The 15,205-nt window shown below is 69.4% G+C and carries 16 protein-coding genes; 2 read left to right on the top strand and 14 right to left on the bottom strand.

Annotation, left to right across the window (positions count from 1 at the left end; translation table 11 throughout):
- Positions 1-91 precede the first annotated feature (91 nt).
- Positions 92-955 (top strand): hypothetical protein, encoded by an 864-nt coding sequence (locus ACIQF0_RS27465; RefSeq protein WP_401033759.1) that lies wholly within the window; start codon positions 92-94, stop codon positions 953-955.
- 67 nt (positions 956-1,022) lie between these two features.
- Here the strand turns inward: ACIQF0_RS27465 and ACIQF0_RS27460 are convergent, their stop codons facing one another.
- From ACIQF0_RS27460 to ACIQF0_RS27435, 6 genes are all read right to left on the bottom strand, one after another.
- Positions 1,023-1,367 (bottom strand): RNA polymerase-binding protein RbpA, encoded by a 345-nt coding sequence (locus tag ACIQF0_RS27460; RefSeq protein WP_030478110.1) that lies wholly within the window; start codon positions 1,365-1,367, stop codon positions 1,023-1,025.
- A 66-nt stretch (positions 1,368-1,433) separates the two neighbouring features.
- Entirely contained in the window at positions 1,434-1,676 is a 243-nt protein-coding gene (secG, locus tag ACIQF0_RS27455; protein WP_360031413.1) for a preprotein translocase subunit SecG, read from the bottom strand.
- A 94-nt stretch (positions 1,677-1,770) separates the two neighbouring features.
- Positions 1,771-2,559, bottom strand: a complete 789-nt coding sequence (tpiA, locus tag ACIQF0_RS27450; protein WP_360031415.1) for a triose-phosphate isomerase — start codon at positions 2,557-2,559, stop codon at positions 1,771-1,773.
- A complete protein-coding gene (locus tag ACIQF0_RS27445) occupies positions 2,559-3,752 on the bottom strand; it encodes a phosphoglycerate kinase (protein WP_360031417.1) in 1,194 nt (397 codons plus the stop codon). The genes tpiA and ACIQF0_RS27445 overlap by 1 nt, the downstream gene beginning before the upstream one ends.
- Before the next feature lie 19 nt (positions 3,753-3,771).
- Positions 3,772-4,776 carry a type I glyceraldehyde-3-phosphate dehydrogenase gene (gene gap, locus ACIQF0_RS27440; protein WP_360031419.1) on the bottom strand — a complete coding sequence of 335 codons (1,005 nt, stop codon included), beginning with the start codon at positions 4,774-4,776 and terminating at the stop codon, positions 3,772-3,774.
- Positions 4,777-4,891: 115 nt separating this feature from the next.
- On the bottom strand, positions 4,892-5,098 hold the full coding sequence (locus tag ACIQF0_RS27435; protein WP_360031420.1) for a hypothetical protein: 207 nt from the start codon (positions 5,096-5,098) through the stop codon (positions 4,892-4,894).
- 90 nt (positions 5,099-5,188) lie between these two features.
- Between ACIQF0_RS27435 and ACIQF0_RS27430 the strand changes: the two genes are divergently transcribed.
- On the top strand, positions 5,189-7,537 hold the full coding sequence (locus tag ACIQF0_RS27430) for an ATP-binding protein (protein WP_401033753.1): 2,349 nt from the start codon (positions 5,189-5,191) through the stop codon (positions 7,535-7,537).
- Here ACIQF0_RS27430 and whiA read toward each other — a convergent pair.
- The 8 genes from whiA to ACIQF0_RS27390 all read right to left on the bottom strand — a co-directional run bounded on the left by whiA (position 7,534) and on the right by ACIQF0_RS27390 (position 15,184).
- Complete coding sequence (gene whiA / locus ACIQF0_RS27425; protein ID WP_089912944.1) at positions 7,534-8,520, bottom strand: DNA-binding protein WhiA; 987 nt, start codon at positions 8,518-8,520, stop codon at positions 7,534-7,536. The two genes, ACIQF0_RS27430 and whiA, sit on opposite strands and share 4 nt — an antisense overlap.
- Positions 8,511-9,479: a uridine diphosphate-N-acetylglucosamine-binding protein YvcK gene (gene yvcK, locus ACIQF0_RS27420; protein WP_401033915.1), complete on the bottom strand. Its 969-nt coding sequence runs from the start codon at positions 9,477-9,479 to the stop codon at positions 8,511-8,513. Before yvcK ends, whiA begins: the two co-directional genes overlap by 10 nt.
- Before the next feature lie 5 nt (positions 9,480-9,484).
- Positions 9,485-10,342: an RNase adapter RapZ gene (gene rapZ / locus ACIQF0_RS27415; protein ID WP_167971916.1), complete on the bottom strand. Its 858-nt coding sequence runs from the start codon at positions 10,340-10,342 to the stop codon at positions 9,485-9,487.
- A gap of 265 nt (positions 10,343-10,607) precedes the next feature.
- Positions 10,608-11,309, bottom strand: a complete 702-nt coding sequence (locus ACIQF0_RS27410; protein WP_401033750.1) for an HD domain-containing protein — start codon at positions 11,307-11,309, stop codon at positions 10,608-10,610.
- 454 nt (positions 11,310-11,763) lie between these two features.
- The gene (gene uvrC / locus ACIQF0_RS27405) at positions 11,764-13,665 is read right to left on the bottom strand and encodes an excinuclease ABC subunit UvrC (RefSeq protein ID WP_360031426.1); all 1,902 of its coding nucleotides are present in this window, start codon (positions 13,663-13,665) and stop codon (positions 11,764-11,766) included.
- 42 nt (positions 13,666-13,707) lie between these two features.
- The gene (locus tag ACIQF0_RS27400) at positions 13,708-14,175 is read right to left on the bottom strand and encodes a Rieske (2Fe-2S) protein (RefSeq protein WP_360031428.1); all 468 of its coding nucleotides are present in this window, start codon (positions 14,173-14,175) and stop codon (positions 13,708-13,710) included.
- Between the two features lie 106 nt (positions 14,176-14,281).
- The gene (locus ACIQF0_RS27395; RefSeq protein ID WP_401033747.1) at positions 14,282-14,566 is read right to left on the bottom strand and encodes a Rieske (2Fe-2S) protein; all 285 of its coding nucleotides are present in this window, start codon (positions 14,564-14,566) and stop codon (positions 14,282-14,284) included.
- A gap of 123 nt (positions 14,567-14,689) precedes the next feature.
- Entirely contained in the window at positions 14,690-15,184 is a 495-nt protein-coding gene (locus tag ACIQF0_RS27390) for a hypothetical protein (RefSeq protein WP_093601255.1), read from the bottom strand.
- Positions 15,185-15,205 lie beyond the last annotated feature (21 nt).

The following is a 15,205-nucleotide window of genomic DNA, read 5'->3' as shown; positions in this document are numbered from 1 at the left end:
TAAACCTGCACCGGCCATGCGACGTCTCACTAGCGCACCTTAGGTTCTGATCCGGGGAGAGGGAATGCGGTCTTTAGGCTTACTCGTGGCCATGATGGCCGGTGTTACGGTGCTGGTCGCCACACCGGCCGCGGCCCAGCAGCCGCCCAGTGTGACCGCGGCGCCGCAGCCTGCCACAGCAGGCGGCCCCGTGACCATTTCCTGGGGCGGATTCGTTACGTGTCGTGCCGTCAGCATCATCTTCACGCTGGACGGCGCCCAGATCGCGACCGCGGGCTCGGCCTCCAGCGGCTCGGTCGGGGCCACCGTGCCCGCCGGCACCAGTGCCGGTAGCCACAAGCTCGAAGCCCGGTCGACGAACACGAAGTGCGGTGTCGCGGGCACCGCGTTGCGCGTGATCGTGCCGCCACCCCCGGTCACCACGACGACCAAGCCGCCCGTCACCGTTCCGCCGGTGACGAACCCGCCGGTCACCAACCCGCCCGTGACGACGCGTCCACCGGTCGTCACCACCACGACTCCGGGCACGACGACCACGACGACGACCACCACCACGGACTCGTCGGCCCCGTCCTCGTCCACCGACGCGCTGACCAACCCCGACGACGGCGTGCTGGTCCTGGACAAGGAGAACATCCAGCCCGGTGACGACCTGACCGCGACCGGTACGGGCTGTCCCAAGGGCGCGAACGTGACGCTGAAGTCGCTGGGCCAGGACGTCGGCAAGACGACCGCGGACGAGAACGGCACCTTCCGGTCGCCGGTGAAGTTCGCGAACATCGAGCCCGGCCGCCACAAGGTGCGCGCGGAGTGCGGCATCGTGCTCGTGGGCAACGTGGACGTGACGCTGTCGAGTTCGTCCGGCGGTACGACCAGCACGCTCGTGGTGCTGTTGTTCTTCCTGCTCGTCGGTGCCGCGATGCTGCGCCGTCAGTTCTCGGGACTGCGGCGATAAGAGATATGCGAAAGGCCCCCTCTCCGCAGGATGAGGGGGCCTTTCGCATTGTTCGAAGATCCGAGCCTTACGGCTCTTCGCGCTGGCGGCGCAGCTTGGCGAGAGCCTCTTCGAGGATCGCCTCGCCGTCCGCGTCGGAGCGCCGCTCCTTCACGTACGCAAGGTGCGTCTTGTACGGCTCGTTGCGCGGCGGCGCGGGCGGCGTCTGCTCGTCACGACCTGCCGGCAGGCCGCAGCGCGGGCAGTCCCAGCTCTCCGGGACCTCCGCCTCGACCGCGAAGGAAGGCCGGGACTCGTGACCGTTCGCGCACCAGTACGACACCCGACGACGGGGCGCGGACTCGCCGCGTTCCGATTCGCCCATCGGGCCTGCGCCGACGCGGGTACCGCGAATCGCGTTACCACCGGACATCGACCGTTACACCCCCACCAAGTGGTTACTCCAAGCCCCTGAGGGCTTCTGCCGCTGAACGGTTGATCAGGCTGACGGAGGCAGCTTGATCAGGAGTCCGATGCCCACGATGGCGATGATCCAGACCGCACCGACGAACAGCGTCAGGCGATCGAGGTTCTTCTCGACAACGGAGGAACCGGACAGACTCGACTGCATACCGCCGCCGAACAGCGAAGAAAGGCCGCCACCACGGCCGCGGTGCAACAGCACGAGCAGCACCAGCAGCACGCTGGAGACGATCAACAGGATCTGCAGGAACAGGATCATTTCTTCCTCGCTGTCAGGCAGCCGACGCCATAGAGTACCTGTTCGACTGCCGAACGTGTGCAACCAGTGGGGTTAAGGGTTTATCCAGATCAACTTAGGGTAGAGGCCCGCCGGCAGCCAATGCGCACAGCTTGGTGAATTCGTCGGCCTGAAGGCTGGCACCGCCGACGAGAGCGCCGTCGATGTCCTTCTGCCCGATCAGTTCGCTGATGTTCGACGACTTGACCGAACCGCCGTAGAGCACCCGGACGACGGCCGCGGTCTCCTCGCCGTACTTCTCCGCGACGAACGAGCGGACCAGCGAGCACACCTCCTGCGCGTCGGCGGAGGAGGCGGTGCGACCGGTGCCGATGGCCCAGACGGGCTCGTAGGCGAACACGATCTTGGCGACCTGCTCGGCCGTGAAGCCCTTGAGGCCGTCCTCCAGCTGCTGGCGCACCAGCTCCAGGTGCCCCTTGGCCTCGCGGACGTCGAGCTTCTCGCCGAAGCAGAAGATCGGGGTGACCTCGACCTTCAGCGCCGCCTTGACCTTGGCGTTGACGATGGCGTCCGTCTCGCCGTGGTACTCGCGCCGCTCCGAGTGACCCACCGTCACGTAGTCGCAGCCGAGCTTCGCGAGCATCGGGCCGGACACCTCACCGGTGTAGGCACCGGAGTCGTGCTGCGAGATGTCCTGCGCGCCGTACTTGAGGAGCAGCTTGTCGCCGTCGACCAGCGTCTGGATGCTGCGGATGTCGACGAACGGGGGAAGAACGGCCACCTCGACCTTGGCGAAGTACTTCTCCGGGAGGGAGAAGGCGATCTTCTGCACGAGACCGATCGCCTCGAGGTGGTTGAGGTTCATCTTCCAGTTGCCCGCGATGAGCGGGAGCCGGGCTGCCATCAGGACTCCAAAACGCTGATGCCGGGGAGTTCCTTGCCCTCGAGGTACTCGAGAGAGGCGCCACCACCGGTGGAGATGTGCGAGAAGCCGTCCTCGGGCAGACCCAGCGCACGCACCGCGGCAGCCGAGTCGCCACCACCGACGACGGTGAACGCCTCGGACTTGACCAGGGCCTCCGCGACGGCACGCGTGCCACCGGCGTAGGTCTCGATCTCGAAGACGCCCATCGGGCCGTTCCAGAACACGGTCTTGGCGTCGGCGAGCTTCGACGCGAACAGCTCGCGCGACTTCGGGCCGATGTCGAGGCCCATCTTGTCGGCGGGGATCGAGTCGGTGCCGACGACGTCGTGCTCGACGCTGCCGAACTCGGCCGTGACCAGCACGTCGACCGGCAGCACGAGCTCGACGCCGCGCTTGTCGGCCTCTTCGAGGAAGCCGCGAACCTGGTCGAGCTGGTCGGACTGCAGCAGCGACGTGCCGACCTCGTGGCCCTGGGCCTTGAGGAACGTGTACGCCATGCCGCCGCCGACGAGCAGCCGGTCGACCTTGGCCAGCAGGTTCGCGATGACGCCGAGCTTGTCGGACACCTTCGCGCCGCCGAGCACCACGACGTACGGGCGCTCCAGGTCGTCGGTGAGCTTCTTGAGCACGCCGAGCTCGGTCTCGACGAGACCGCCGACGTACGCGGGCAGCTTCTGCGCCACGTCGTAGACCGAGGCCTGCTTGCGGTGCACGACACCGAAACCGTCGGACACGAACGCGTCCGCGAACGCCGCGAGCTCCTCGGCCAGTGCGGCGCGCTCGGCGTCGTCCTTCGAGGTCTCACGGGCGTCGAAGCGGACGTTCTCCAGCATCACGACGCCACCGTCGGTGAGCGCGCCGACCACCGAGGTGGCGGACGGGCCGACCAGGTCGCTCGCGAGCGCGACCTCGGTGCCGAGCAGCTCACCGAGGCGAGCGGCGGCCGGGGCCAGGGAGAACTGGGGGTCCGGCTCGCCCTTGGGGCGGCCGAGGTGAGCGGTGACGATCACGCGGGCACCCGCGTCGGCGAGCGCCTTGATCGTCGGCACCGACGCGCGCACACGGCCGTCGTCGGTGATCTTGTCGCCATCGAGGGGGACGTTCAGGTCGGCGCGTACGAGTACGCGCCGACCCGCGACACCCTCGGCGAGCAGGTCGCTGAGAGTCTTCACTGACTTCGTCCGCCCCTGCTCAGATCTTGGCGGCGACGAGCTTGACCAGGTCCGCGAGGCGGTTGGAGTAGCCCCACTCGTTGTCGTACCAGCCGACGACCTTGACCTGGTTGCCGATGACCTTGGTCAGCGGCGCGTCGTAGATGCACGAGTGCGGGTCGGTGACGATGTCGGCCGACACGATCGGGTCCGTCGAGTACTTGAGGATGCCGGCCAGCGGGCCCTCGGCGGCGGCCTTGTACGCGGCGTTGACCTCTTCGACGGTGACCTCGCGCTTGAGCGTGACGGTCAGGTCGGTGGCCGAGCCCGTGGGGATCGGCACGCGCAGCGCGTAGCCGTCGAGCTTGCCCTTGAGCTCCGGCAGCACCAGGCCGATGGCCTTCGCGGCACCCGTGGAGGTCGGGACGATGTTCAGCGCGGCGGCGCGGGCACGGCGGAGGTCGCTGTGCGGTGCGTCCTGCAGGTTCTGGTCCTGCGTGTACGCGTGGATCGTGGTCATGAGGCCCTGCTCGACGCCGAAGCTGTCGTTGAGGACCTTGGCCAGCGGCGCGAGGCAGTTCGTGGTGCAGGACGCGTTCGAGATGATCGTCTGCGAGCCGTCGAACTTCTCCTCGTTCGCGCCGATGACGACGGTGAGGTCCTCGTTCTTGGCGGGCGCGGAGATGATGACCTTCTTGGCGCCGCCCTCGTCCACGTGCGCGCGGGCCTTGGTGGCGTCGGTGAAGAAGCCGGTGGACTCGACCACGACGTCGACGCCGAGGTCCTTCCAGGGCAGAGCGCCCGGGTTGCGCTCGGCGAGGGCCTTGATGACCTTGCCGTCGACGGAGATGCCCTCGTCGGTGACCTGCACGTCGGCGTCCAGTCGACCGAGGATGCTGTCGTACTTCAGCAGGTGCGCCATCGTGGCGACGTCACCGAGGTCGTTGAACGCGACGATCTCGATGTCGTGGCCGCCGGCCCTCACGGCGCGGAAGAAGTTGCGCCCGATGCGACCGAAACCGTTGACACCTACACGAACCGTCACGACTGACTCCTTGCGTTCAGCTTGGTAGGAACAAGCCCACCCTATCTGCCGAACTGCGTCCCTGGTCACAGGGATAGTGAGTATCTCTTGATCGAGCCAGAAAAACCTGTCCTGATTAGGCCGTTCGGCGGCGCAGCGCGCGGAGCATCCAGAGGTACGCGCTCAGTTCCTCTGCCGCCTCCGCGGCGGTGCGGCAAGCCTCCGGACCGGTGTCCTTCGCGTCTCTTCCGACGACCGCCGTGATCCGGGCGAGCCACTCGTCCACCACCTGCCGGTCCTGCGGCGGGACGAGCGGGTTCGCTGGTCTGCTCTGGGCTGTCATGAAGGGATCCTGTCGAGGGTCGGAAGGACCCTTCAATACCCCGAAACAGCGGGTGTTACGGACCGTTACGCGCCGGTACGGTCAATGGTCATGACGGCCAATGCCGCCTGCGTGACATGTGGAAACCCGCTCACCGAAGCGGTCGCGGGCCGACGCTACTGCTCCAACGCCTGCCGTCAACGCGCGTACCGCGAACGCAGCTCGGCACGCGACGACTCCCCGCATGACACCGCGCTCCCGGCGCCGCTCGACACCTTCGTCGGCCGCCGCGAGGAACTGGCCGCGCTGGCGCGCCTCGGTGCGGACCGGCTCGTCTCGCTGGTCGGCCCGGCGGGCGCGGGCAAGACCAGGCTGGCCGTCCAGCACGTGAGCAAACGTGCTGATCAGACGTGGTGGGCGGCGCTGGCACCTGCGTCCGACGCCGTCCAGGCGATCTACCACGCGGTCGGCGCGCACCCGTTGCCCAACCGGTCGGTGCGCGACGCCGTGATCGCCGAGATCGAGCAGCACCGGCGGCCGTTGCTCGTGCTCGACAACTGCGAGCACCTGCTGCTCGACGTCGGCGACGTGGTGGCGGAGCTCCTGGCGGGCTGCCCGCGGCTGCGCGTGCTGGTGACGTCGCGGGAGCCTCTTCGCCTTGCCGGAGAACAGGTCTTCGCGGTCGGTGAGCTGGAGCTGCCGCCCGCGGACGCCGACCTCGCCGAAGCTCTGCGTCACGACGCAGTGGTGCTCTTCCGCGACCGTGCCGTGTCAGTGGACCGCTCGTTCGAGGTGGACGCGTCGAACGTCGCCGACGTCGTCGCCGTGTGCCGGTCGTTGGACGGCATGCCGCTGGCCATCGAACTGGCCGCGCGGCGCATCACCGTGCTGTCCCCCGCCGACGTCCTTGCCCGGTTGGGCGACCGGCTCGCGTTGCTGACCGGTGGGCCGCGCGCCGCCGACGACCGGCACCGCACGCTGCGGGCCGCGATCGGCTGGAGCTACGACCTGCTGTCCGAGGAGGAGCAGGCGGCCTCGCGCCGGCTCGCGGTGCTGGGCGTGCCGTTCGACCTCGGGGTGGCGAGCGCGGTCTGCGGTGTTCCCGACGCCCTGGAGCTGCTGACCGGCCTCGAGCAGAAGTCGCTGCTGGTCGCGGAACGGGTCGGTGGGCACACGACGTTCCGTCAGCTCGAATCGGTGCGTCTCTACTGCCATGAGCGCGCCATCGCGCACGGAGACGTCTCTCTTGTGGCCGACCGTGTGGTCGAGTGGGTGTGTTCGGTCGTGGAGCCGGAGATCTCGTCGTTCTTCCCGTCGCCGCCGGTCGTGTTGCGCCTGGACCGCAACGTGGGCCTGCTCGAACTGGCAGTGGCCAGGACGGCGGACACCGGCGACTGGTCGCGGCACGCCCTCACGATCGTCGCCACGGCCTGGACGTCGACCCCGCGCGGACCACGCGGTGCTCCCACCGAGTTGCTGCACCAGGCGCTGACCCGGCCGATGCCCCAGGCGTACCGCAGCGTCCTCTCGGTGCTGGCCGCGATGCACCACCGGGTGCGCGGCGGCTGGCACGTGACCCGCCGGTTCGCCGAGGAGTCGCTGGCCATCGAACGCGCCGACGCCTGCCGTCCCGGCACGACGGCCCGCGCGCTGGAGGTGCTCGCCTCCGCCGAGGCCCACACCGGTGATCCCGCGGTGGCCTGGCAGCTGTTCGACGAGGCCGCCGTGCTGCTGCGCGACTCGGACGACCAGCTCGCGCGCGCCATCCTGCTGAACTCCTACGGCTGGACGTTGCTGCAGCACGGTTTCGCGGACCGGGCGGCGCCGCTGGTGCGCGAGGCGTTGACGCTGACCCGGTTGATCGGCCTGCCGCACATGCTGAACCCCGTGCTGCACAGCGCGGGCGCGATCGCGTTGGCGCGCAAGAGCTTTCCGGAGGCCGTCGACCTGTTCCGGGAGAGCCTGGAGGTGGGGTCGGAGCACCCGATGGACCAGTTCTACGACCTGGAGGGGCTGGCGCTCGGGCTGGTCGGTGTGGGGTCCGACGACGAACGCGCGCTCTCGCTGCTGACGTCCGCCTCCGTCGTCCGCACCCGCTACGCGTTCCGCGCCGAGCCGTACTGGCAGGACCTGCTCGACGACGCACGGGCCGTCTGCCGCGACCGGATCACCGCCGCGCGGCTGCGGGCCGCCGAGTCGACGGGCGAGCGGATGTCGTTGGCACAGGCCATTTCCTACGCCCTGACCGCGCAGCCGCTCGCCGAGTCCGACGACGTGATCTCCGCGCGCGAACGGCACGTGGCGACGCTCGTGGCGGAAGGCCTGACGAACCGGCAGATCGGGCAACGGCTCGGAATCTCACCGCACACCGTTGCCCGGCACGTCACGCACGCCCGTTCGAAACTGGGACTGCGCTCACGGGCTCAGCTCGCCGTGTGGGCGGGCCGGCACACCTCTTAGACCTCGGCCTCGAGCATGTCCGCCGTGACCGCGGACTCGGTGTCCGGCAGTCCCAGGTCCTTGGCCCGCTTGTCCGCCATGGCCAGCAGACGCCTTATACGGCCTGCCACCGCGTCCTTGGTCATCTGAGGGTCGGACAGCTGCCCCAGCTCCTCCAACGACGCCTGCCGGTGCGCGAGCCTGAGCTGCCCGGCGGCGGCCAGGTGGTCCGGCGCCTCCGGTCCGAGGATCTCGAGCGCCCGTGCGACTCGTGCCGCCGCAGCGACGGCCGCACGGGCCGAACGGCGCAGGTTCGCGTCGTCGAAGTTCGCGAGCCGGTTGGCGGTGGCGCGGACCTCACGCCGCATCCGGCGCTCTTCCCACGCCATCACGCTGTCGTGCGCGCCGAGCTTGGTCAGCATCGCCCCGATGGCGTCGCCATCCCTTATCACCACGCGCTCGGCCCCGCGGACCTCGCGCGACTTGGACGAGATGCCCATCCTGCGGGCCGCGCCGACCAGTGCCAGCGCCGCCTCGGGACCGGGGCAGGTGATCTCGAGCGACGAGCTGCGACCGGGTTCGGTCAGCGAGCCGTGCGCCAGGAAGGCACCGCGCCACGCGGCCTCGGCATCGCAGACACCACCGGACACGACCGGCGCGGGCAGGCCGCGCACCGGGCGGCCCCGCGGGTCGAGCAGTCCGGTCTGGCGGGCCAGCCCCTCGCCGTCCTTGACCACGCGGACGACGTACCGGGTGCCCTTGCGCAGGCCGTTGGACTGGATCGTGAAGACCTCGGCGTGGTGGCCGTAGAGCGCCTGGATCTCCTTGAGCAGCCTGCGCGCCGCGGAACCCAGGTCGAGTTCGGCCTCGACGACCACCCGGCCGGACACGATGTGCAAGCCCCCGGCGAACCTGAGCAGGGAGGACACCTCCGCGCGGCGGCAACAGGTCTTGGATACCGCGAGCCTGCTCAGCTCGTCCTTGACCGCCGACGTCATCGCCACGGGCTTGTCCCTCCCACTCCGGTCTCCTCGACCACTTGCCTCAGGCAACCGGCCAGTGCCTCCGGATCATGCCGCTCAGCGGCGTCCGGTGCGGCGATCTTGGCCAGATGCGTACGCGCACCCAGTGCCGAGGCGGCGCGCGTCAGCCGGTCCGGGGTGGGGACCGAGTCGACGTCCGCGATCACCGCGTCCACCTTCAGCTCGGGTGCGTGTTCGCAGACTACGTCCAAATGCCGCTCCGGAGAGAAACCAGCGGTTTCACCCGGTTGGGGGACGAGATTGAGCACAAGAACCTTCTTGGCCCGCGTGTGCACGAGCGCGTCGTGCAGTTCGGGCACCAGCAGATGCGGCAACACGCTGGTGAACCACGATCCGGGGCCGAGTACCACGACATCGGCGTCAAGTACAGCCTGTACTGCTTCCGGGCAGCCGGCAGGTCGCCCGTTCGGGGCAGTCAGCCGGATGCGCTGCACGAGCCCCGGTGTGGTCGCGATGGCGACCTGCCCCCGGATGCGCCGCACGTCCTTCTCGTCCTCGTCGAGGCCCACGACGTCCGCCTCGATGTCGAGCGGATCGTTCGACATCGGCAGCACCCTGCCCCTGACGCCGAGCAGCCGGCTCGTGAGATCCAGCACCGCCACGGGGTCGCCGAGCTGCTCGAGCAGCCCGGCGATCACCAGGTTCCCGACCGCGTGGCCGGCGAGCGCCCCCGTGCCGCCGAAGCGGTGCTTGAACAGGGACGTCCAGCGCTGGCTGGCCTCGTCCTCCCCCGCCAGCGCCGCCATGGCCTTGCGCAGGTCACCCGGCGGAAGCAGGTCCTCGAGCTCCCTGCGCAACCGCCCCGACGACCCTCCGTCGTCCGCGACGGTCACCACGGCCGTCACGTCGTCGGTGACCCGTCTGAGCGCGGTCAACGTCGCGTGCAACCCGTGTCCGCCACCCAAAGCAACAGCTTTCAACTTCGTCACTCACGTCCCAGATCCCTGTGCACGACCTTCACGGCCATGCCGTCCTCGCTAGCCAGCCGCGCGGCCAGCTCTTCGCTCAGGGCCACACTGCGGTGCTTACCGCCAGTACAGCCGATCGCGAGCGTCAGGTAGCGCTTGCCCTCACGCCGATAACCGGCACCGATGAGCCTCAGCAGCTCGTGGTACCGATCAAGGAACTCGTCAGCGCCCTCCTGGGACAGCACGTAGTTGCGCACCTCACCATCCAGACCCGTCTGCTCGCGCAGTTCCGGGATCCAGAACGGGTTGGGCAGGAACCGCACGTCCATGACGAGATCGGCGTCCATCGGCAGCCCGTACTTGTACCCGAAGCTCAGCACGGTGACCCGCGTGCGCGTCGCGGCCTCGGTGCCGAACGTGTCCTCGATCTTGGCGCGCAACTGGTGAATGCTCAGCGCCGACGTGTCGAGCACCAGGTCGGCTTCCTGCTTGAGCGGCGTGAGCAGAATCCGCTCGGCCTCGATGCCGTCCTGCAACCGCCCGTCGCCCTGCATGGGGTGACCGCGGCGCACCGCCTCGAAGCGGCGGATCAACACGTCGTCGGTGGCTTCGAGGAAGAGCACGCGCGGCTTGTACCCCCGCGCGTCGAGGTCCTTGATGATGGCGGCCAGGTCCTCGGTGAACGCGCGGCTCCGCACGTCCATGACGACAGCGACCCTCGTGATCGCCCCGCGCGCCTGAGCGCCGAGCTCGACCATGGTGGCGATGAGTTCCGGCGGCAGGTTGTCCACGACGAACCAGCCGAGATCCTCCAGGCACTTGGCCGCGGTGCTGCGGCCCGCACCGGACAGCCCGGTCACCACGGCGACTTCGATGCCGGACTTCTCCGCGTTCACGACTACGACTCCGTTACCTGTTCATGAGCGCTGCTGGGCGCTCTCGTTTGGGCGAGCTGTGTGCTGGGCTGCGCTCCTGTCGCGACACGCCCGGCACGCAGTCTCCCCTGGAACGGCCCTCGCGCGCGGCAGGTTCGACGGTCGACACGGCCGCGCCGTGGCCGCGGTCACGATCCTCGCCCGTTTCGCGGGACGCCCGCAGGACGAAAGTGACCACTGCGGCTGATGAGAACGATGAGGGACTTCACGGTGCGACCGGATAGCTCGACTGGAACGCCAGCCGCACGTCGGCGCCTGACGCGATCCGGTCCAGCTCGTCGTCCAGCGCCATGAACACCTCCCACGCCTCTTTGTGTTCGGCTTGGGCGAGACGTGCGGTGACCAGCTGTTCCAGGTCCGGGACGCGCTTGGCCTTCCAGACCTTGTCCGCGAGACTCACCAGCAGGTCCTCCAGCCCGATGCCGTCCGCGGTCCACGACCCGTGCGTCCGCGCGAAGCGGGCCAGCCGTTCCTCGACGCCGCGAGCCCGCAGCAGCTCGTACCCCGCCGGCTCGTGAGCCGAGCCCGGACCGGACAACTCGTTGGGGTGCAACACCTTCCCGATGTCGTGCGTGGCCGCGCCGAACAGCACCGCGTCCCGGTCGACGGTCACCGACGGGTGGTGTGCCGCGACCCACGCGACGAGTTCGCACGCCACGTCGTGCACGGCCCGCAGGTGCGCGACCAGACGCGGTGGGGCGTGCAGGTCGGAGAGGAGGGTTGCGGCTGCGGCCGGGAGCGGGCGCAGGGCCACGTCCTCGGTCATGGCGCGGCGCGCCAGCGACTCGGCCTTCGCCGACACGGGCGGCGGCACCGGTAGTGGCACCGGTGGTGGCACCGGTGGTGGCACGGTGCTCGCGACTCCGGCGGCCTCTGCCTCCGCGCTACGGCCGGGCTCCTGACTCATGTGCCGGCCACCTCGAGACCGATATGGCGGGTCGGCTGCACACTCAGGTGGCGGGCCACCTCTGGGCCGATGTCGCAAGCCGGCTCCACGCTGGAGGGTCGCGCCGGTTCCACGCTCCAGGGCCGCGCCGGCTCCGAAATCATGGGGCGTGCCAGGTCCGGACTCACGCGGTGAGCTAGCACCGAACCCCTGCGGCACGCCAAACCCGGACCCACGCGGCGCACCAAATCCGGCCCCACGCAGTGAGCCGACTCCGAACCCCTGCGGCACGCCAGGTCCGGACTCACGTGGTGGACCGGCGCCGAACCCATCCCGCACACCAAAGCCGGACCCGCGTGGCACACCAGGTCCGGACCCACACGGCGCGCCCGACCCAGACTCACACGGTGGGCCAGCGCCGAACCAAAGCGGCGCGCCCGACCCGGACCCGCGCGGCGCGCCGGCTCCTGACGCGTCAAGACTTTCCGCCCGCCGAAGCCAAGGTCGCCACCACGGCCTCCGCGGTGCGGCGCCCCACCCCCGGCACGTCGCTGATCTCGTCCACTGTGGCCTGTCGCAGCTTCCGCACCGAGCCGAAGTGCTTGAGCAGCGCGGCTTTGCGCGTCTCGCCGAGGCCGGGGACCTCGTCCAGCTCGGAGGTGGTCATGCGCTTCGAGCGCTTCTGGCGGTGGTAGGCGATGGCGAAGCGGTGGGCCTCGTCGCGGACTCGTTGCAACAGGTACAGGCCGTCGCTGCTGCGCGGGAGGATCACCGGGTCCGGTTCGCCGGGGACCCAGACCTCTTCCAGGCGTTTCGCCAGGCCCACCACGGCCACGTCGGTGATGCCCAGTTCGGCCAGGACGTCGGAGGCCGCCGCGGCTTGCGGGCCCGCGCCGTCCACCACCAGGAGGTTGGGCGGGTAGGCGAACTTGCGGGGTTTGCCGGTGTCCGGGTCTATGCCCGGGTTCGGGCCGCCGGACGCGGTTTCGCGCAGCATCGCCTGGAAGCGGCGGCGGACGACCTCGGCGATGGAGGCGACATCGCCTTCCGTCGCGGCTTCGCGGAGGGCGAAGCGGCGGTATTCGGCCTTGCGGGCCAGGCCGTCCTCGAAGACGACCAGGGACGCCACCACGTCGGTGCCCTGGACGTGGCTGATGTCGATGCACTCGATGCGCAGCGGTGCGGTGTCGAGGGCCAGGGCGTCCTGGATCTCCTGCAATGCCGCGGAGCGGGCGGTGAGGTCGCCTGCCCGGCGGAGTTTGTGCTGCGCGAAGGCTTCGGAGGCGTTGCGGGCCACCGTTTCCATCAGCGCGCGCTTGTCGCCTCGTTGCGGGACGCGCAGAACGACCCGTGAGCCTCGTTGTTCGGACAGCAGGTCTTCCAGCGCGGAAGCGTCGTCCGGGAGCACCGGGACGAGGACCTCGCGCGGGGTGTTCTCGGTCTCGTCGCCGTAGAACTGCATGATGAACTGGTCGACCAGGGCGCCGTCGTCGATGGCCTCGACCTTGTCCAGCACCCAGCCTCGCTGGCCCCGCACCCGGCCGCCGCGCACGTGAAAGACCTGGACCGAGACTTCGAGCTCGTCCTGCGCGAACGCCATCACGTCGGCGTCCGTGCCGTCGCCGAGGACGACGGCCTGCTTCTCCATCGCGCGGCGCAGCGCGCCCAGGTCGTCGCGCAGGCGTGCGGCGCGTTCGAACTCCAGCTCGTCCGACGCCTGGAGCATCTCGCGTTCGAGGCGGCGGACCATGTTGTCCGTCTTGCCCGCGAGGAAGTCGCAGAAGTCGAGGACGATGTCGCGGTGCTCGTCCGCCGACACCTTGCCGACGCACGGCGCCGAGCACTTGTCGATGTACCCGAGCAGGCACGGGCGGCCGATCTGGTTGTGCCGCTTGAAAACGCCCGCCGAGCACGTGCGCGCAGGGAACACGCGCAGCAGCAGGTCCAACGTCTCACGGATGGCCCAGGCGTGCGCGAACGGGCCGAAGTAGCGCACGCCCTTCTTGCGCGGGCCGCGGTACACGTGCAGCCGCGGGTACTCCTCGTGCAGCGTGACGGCCAGCACCGGATACGACTTGTCGTCGCGGTACCGGACGTTGAAGCGCGGGTCGAACTCCTTGATCCAGTTGTACTCGAGCTGCAGCGCCTCGACCTCGGTGGCGACCACCGTCCACTCGACGGAGGCCGCCGTCGTCACCATCTGGCGGGTGCGCGGGTGCAACCCGGCCAGATCCGCGAAGTACGAGTTCAGCCTGCTGCGCAAGCTCTTCGCCTTGCCGACGTACACGACCCGGCCACCGGCGTCGCGGAACTTGTAGACGCCGGGAGCCTCAGGAATCGTGCCCACGGCGGGGCGATACGTCGAGGGATCTGCCACGCCGTCAAGACTATCGACGTGGTCTGACAAAAACAGAAAGGGTCAGGTCAGGACCACCTGGTCGCCGTCGACCTTCACGGCGACGGCGCGCAGACCGGACGTCGCCGGCCCCTTCTTCACCGAGCCGTCGGACGCACCGAACTGGCTGCCGTGCGAAGGGCACGTGATGGTGCCACCGGCGGGTTCCCCGACCACGGAACCCTGGTGCGGGCAGGAGGCGTCGTACGCCTTGACCTCGGTGGCGGAGATGCGCGCGACGACGATCTTGCGGCCGCCGGGACCGTCCACGACGGCGCCGCCGCCTTCAGGCACGTCGGCCAGCGCGACCAGGGCCGTGCCGGTGGAACCAGCGGCTCCCGAAGTGGGTTCCGAGCCTCCGGCGGAGGTGGGAGACGAGCCCGTGGAAGTACCCGTTGAGCTGCAGGCGGTCACGAGTCCGCTGGGCACCGCGAGGGCAACCGCGATTCCGCAGAGCGCCGCTCGCCTGCTGACCAGGCTTTCGGTGTTCACGACCGATCCTCCGTGGTGGTGGGTGTTCGGGGTCACACCACAGCATTACGCGGAACGGTCAGCGAGAGTTCAGTCAGACGCCCAATGCACAGCAAATGCACAGGTCTCAGCCGAGCACCAAATCATCGCCGGAACGAGCAATGGCGACCTCGGTCAGTCCCGAAGTCGCAGGTCCTTTGCGGACGGCGCCGCTCAAAGGGTCGAAAGCGCTCCCGTGCAACGGGCAGGTGATGACTCCGGCCGCCGGAGGATTGACCAGGGAACCGACATGGGGACACGCGGGATTGAACGCGCGGAATTCACCCGGTCGAGGTTGCACGACCAACAGCTGGGCGTTGCCGGGCATGTCCACCAGCAAGCCACTGCCCTCAGGCACCGAGGAGACGGCCACGACCCGGTCCCCGGGGCGAGCGGTCCCGGCACCACCCGTCTTGCGAGGAGCGGGCTCGCCACAGGCGCTCAAAGCGGCGGCGAGCCCACACAACAACACTGATCGACGATCCACGAGCACCGATTATCGGCGGTGGTCCTCCGCGGTGGCCTGCCGGGCCAGCGCCAGCACTGCGGTGAACGGCGGGAACCAGTGCCGCGAGTGCGACGGCGGGTTCGCCCAGCGCAGCGATCCGTACCTGGTCATCGTGGGTGGGAGCGCGATCCGGTGCGGCGAGCGCACGAACTGCACTTCCGGCGGCGCCTTGAGGTGCGTGGGCAGCAACGCCACCAGCTCCGCGAGGAAGATCCAGTGCTCGCGGGGGCCGGGGATGACGGTGACCGGTCCGGCGAGCATGCGCGACTTCAGGTCGGCCAGCACTCGTGACCCGATTCGCGCCGGCATCGCCAGCGCGGTCGTGGCGGGGCCTAGTGGGAGGAACACACCCTGCTCGGTGACGGTCACCTGCCAGCCGAGCAACCGGTAGCCGGCGACGGCCTCCCCGATCGCGCGTGCGTGTCCCCTGTTCTGTGGGATACCGGCACTACCCGTACCGGTTTCCGCGGTAGTGAGGCTCATCGGCGGTTGTCCTCCCCGTTG

Origin of the sequence: Lentzea sp. NPDC092896, assembly GCF_044754905.1 — a bacterium.
Taxonomy (GTDB): Bacteria; Actinomycetota; Actinomycetes; order Mycobacteriales; family Pseudonocardiaceae; genus Lentzea.
This window is presented reverse-complemented; position numbering and strand designations above follow the sequence as displayed.

Excerpts from the sequence above, each read along its gene's own strand:
- ACIQF0_RS27430 (WP_401033753.1), top strand. The coding sequence starts at position 5,189 with ATGACGGCCAATGCCGCCTGCGTGACATGTGGAAACCCGCTCACCGAA.
- ACIQF0_RS27390 (WP_093601255.1), bottom strand. The coding sequence starts at position 15,184 with ATGAGCCTCACTACCGCGGAAACCGGTACGGGTAGTGCCGGTATCCCA.
- tpiA (WP_360031415.1), bottom strand. The coding sequence starts at position 2,559 with ATGGCAGCCCGGCTCCCGCTCATCGCGGGCAACTGGAAGATGAACCTC.
- ACIQF0_RS27410 (WP_401033750.1), bottom strand. The coding sequence starts at position 11,309 with ATGAGTCAGGAGCCCGGCCGTAGCGCGGAGGCAGAGGCCGCCGGAGTC.
- ACIQF0_RS27460 (WP_030478110.1), bottom strand. The coding sequence starts at position 1,367 with ATGTCCGGTGGTAACGCGATTCGCGGTACCCGCGTCGGCGCAGGCCCG.
- ACIQF0_RS27465 (WP_401033759.1), top strand. The coding sequence starts at position 92 with ATGATGGCCGGTGTTACGGTGCTGGTCGCCACACCGGCCGCGGCCCAG.
- ACIQF0_RS27435 (WP_360031420.1), bottom strand. The coding sequence starts at position 5,098 with ATGACAGCCCAGAGCAGACCAGCGAACCCGCTCGTCCCGCCGCAGGAC.
- secG (WP_360031413.1), bottom strand. The coding sequence starts at position 1,676 with ATGATCCTGTTCCTGCAGATCCTGTTGATCGTCTCCAGCGTGCTGCTG.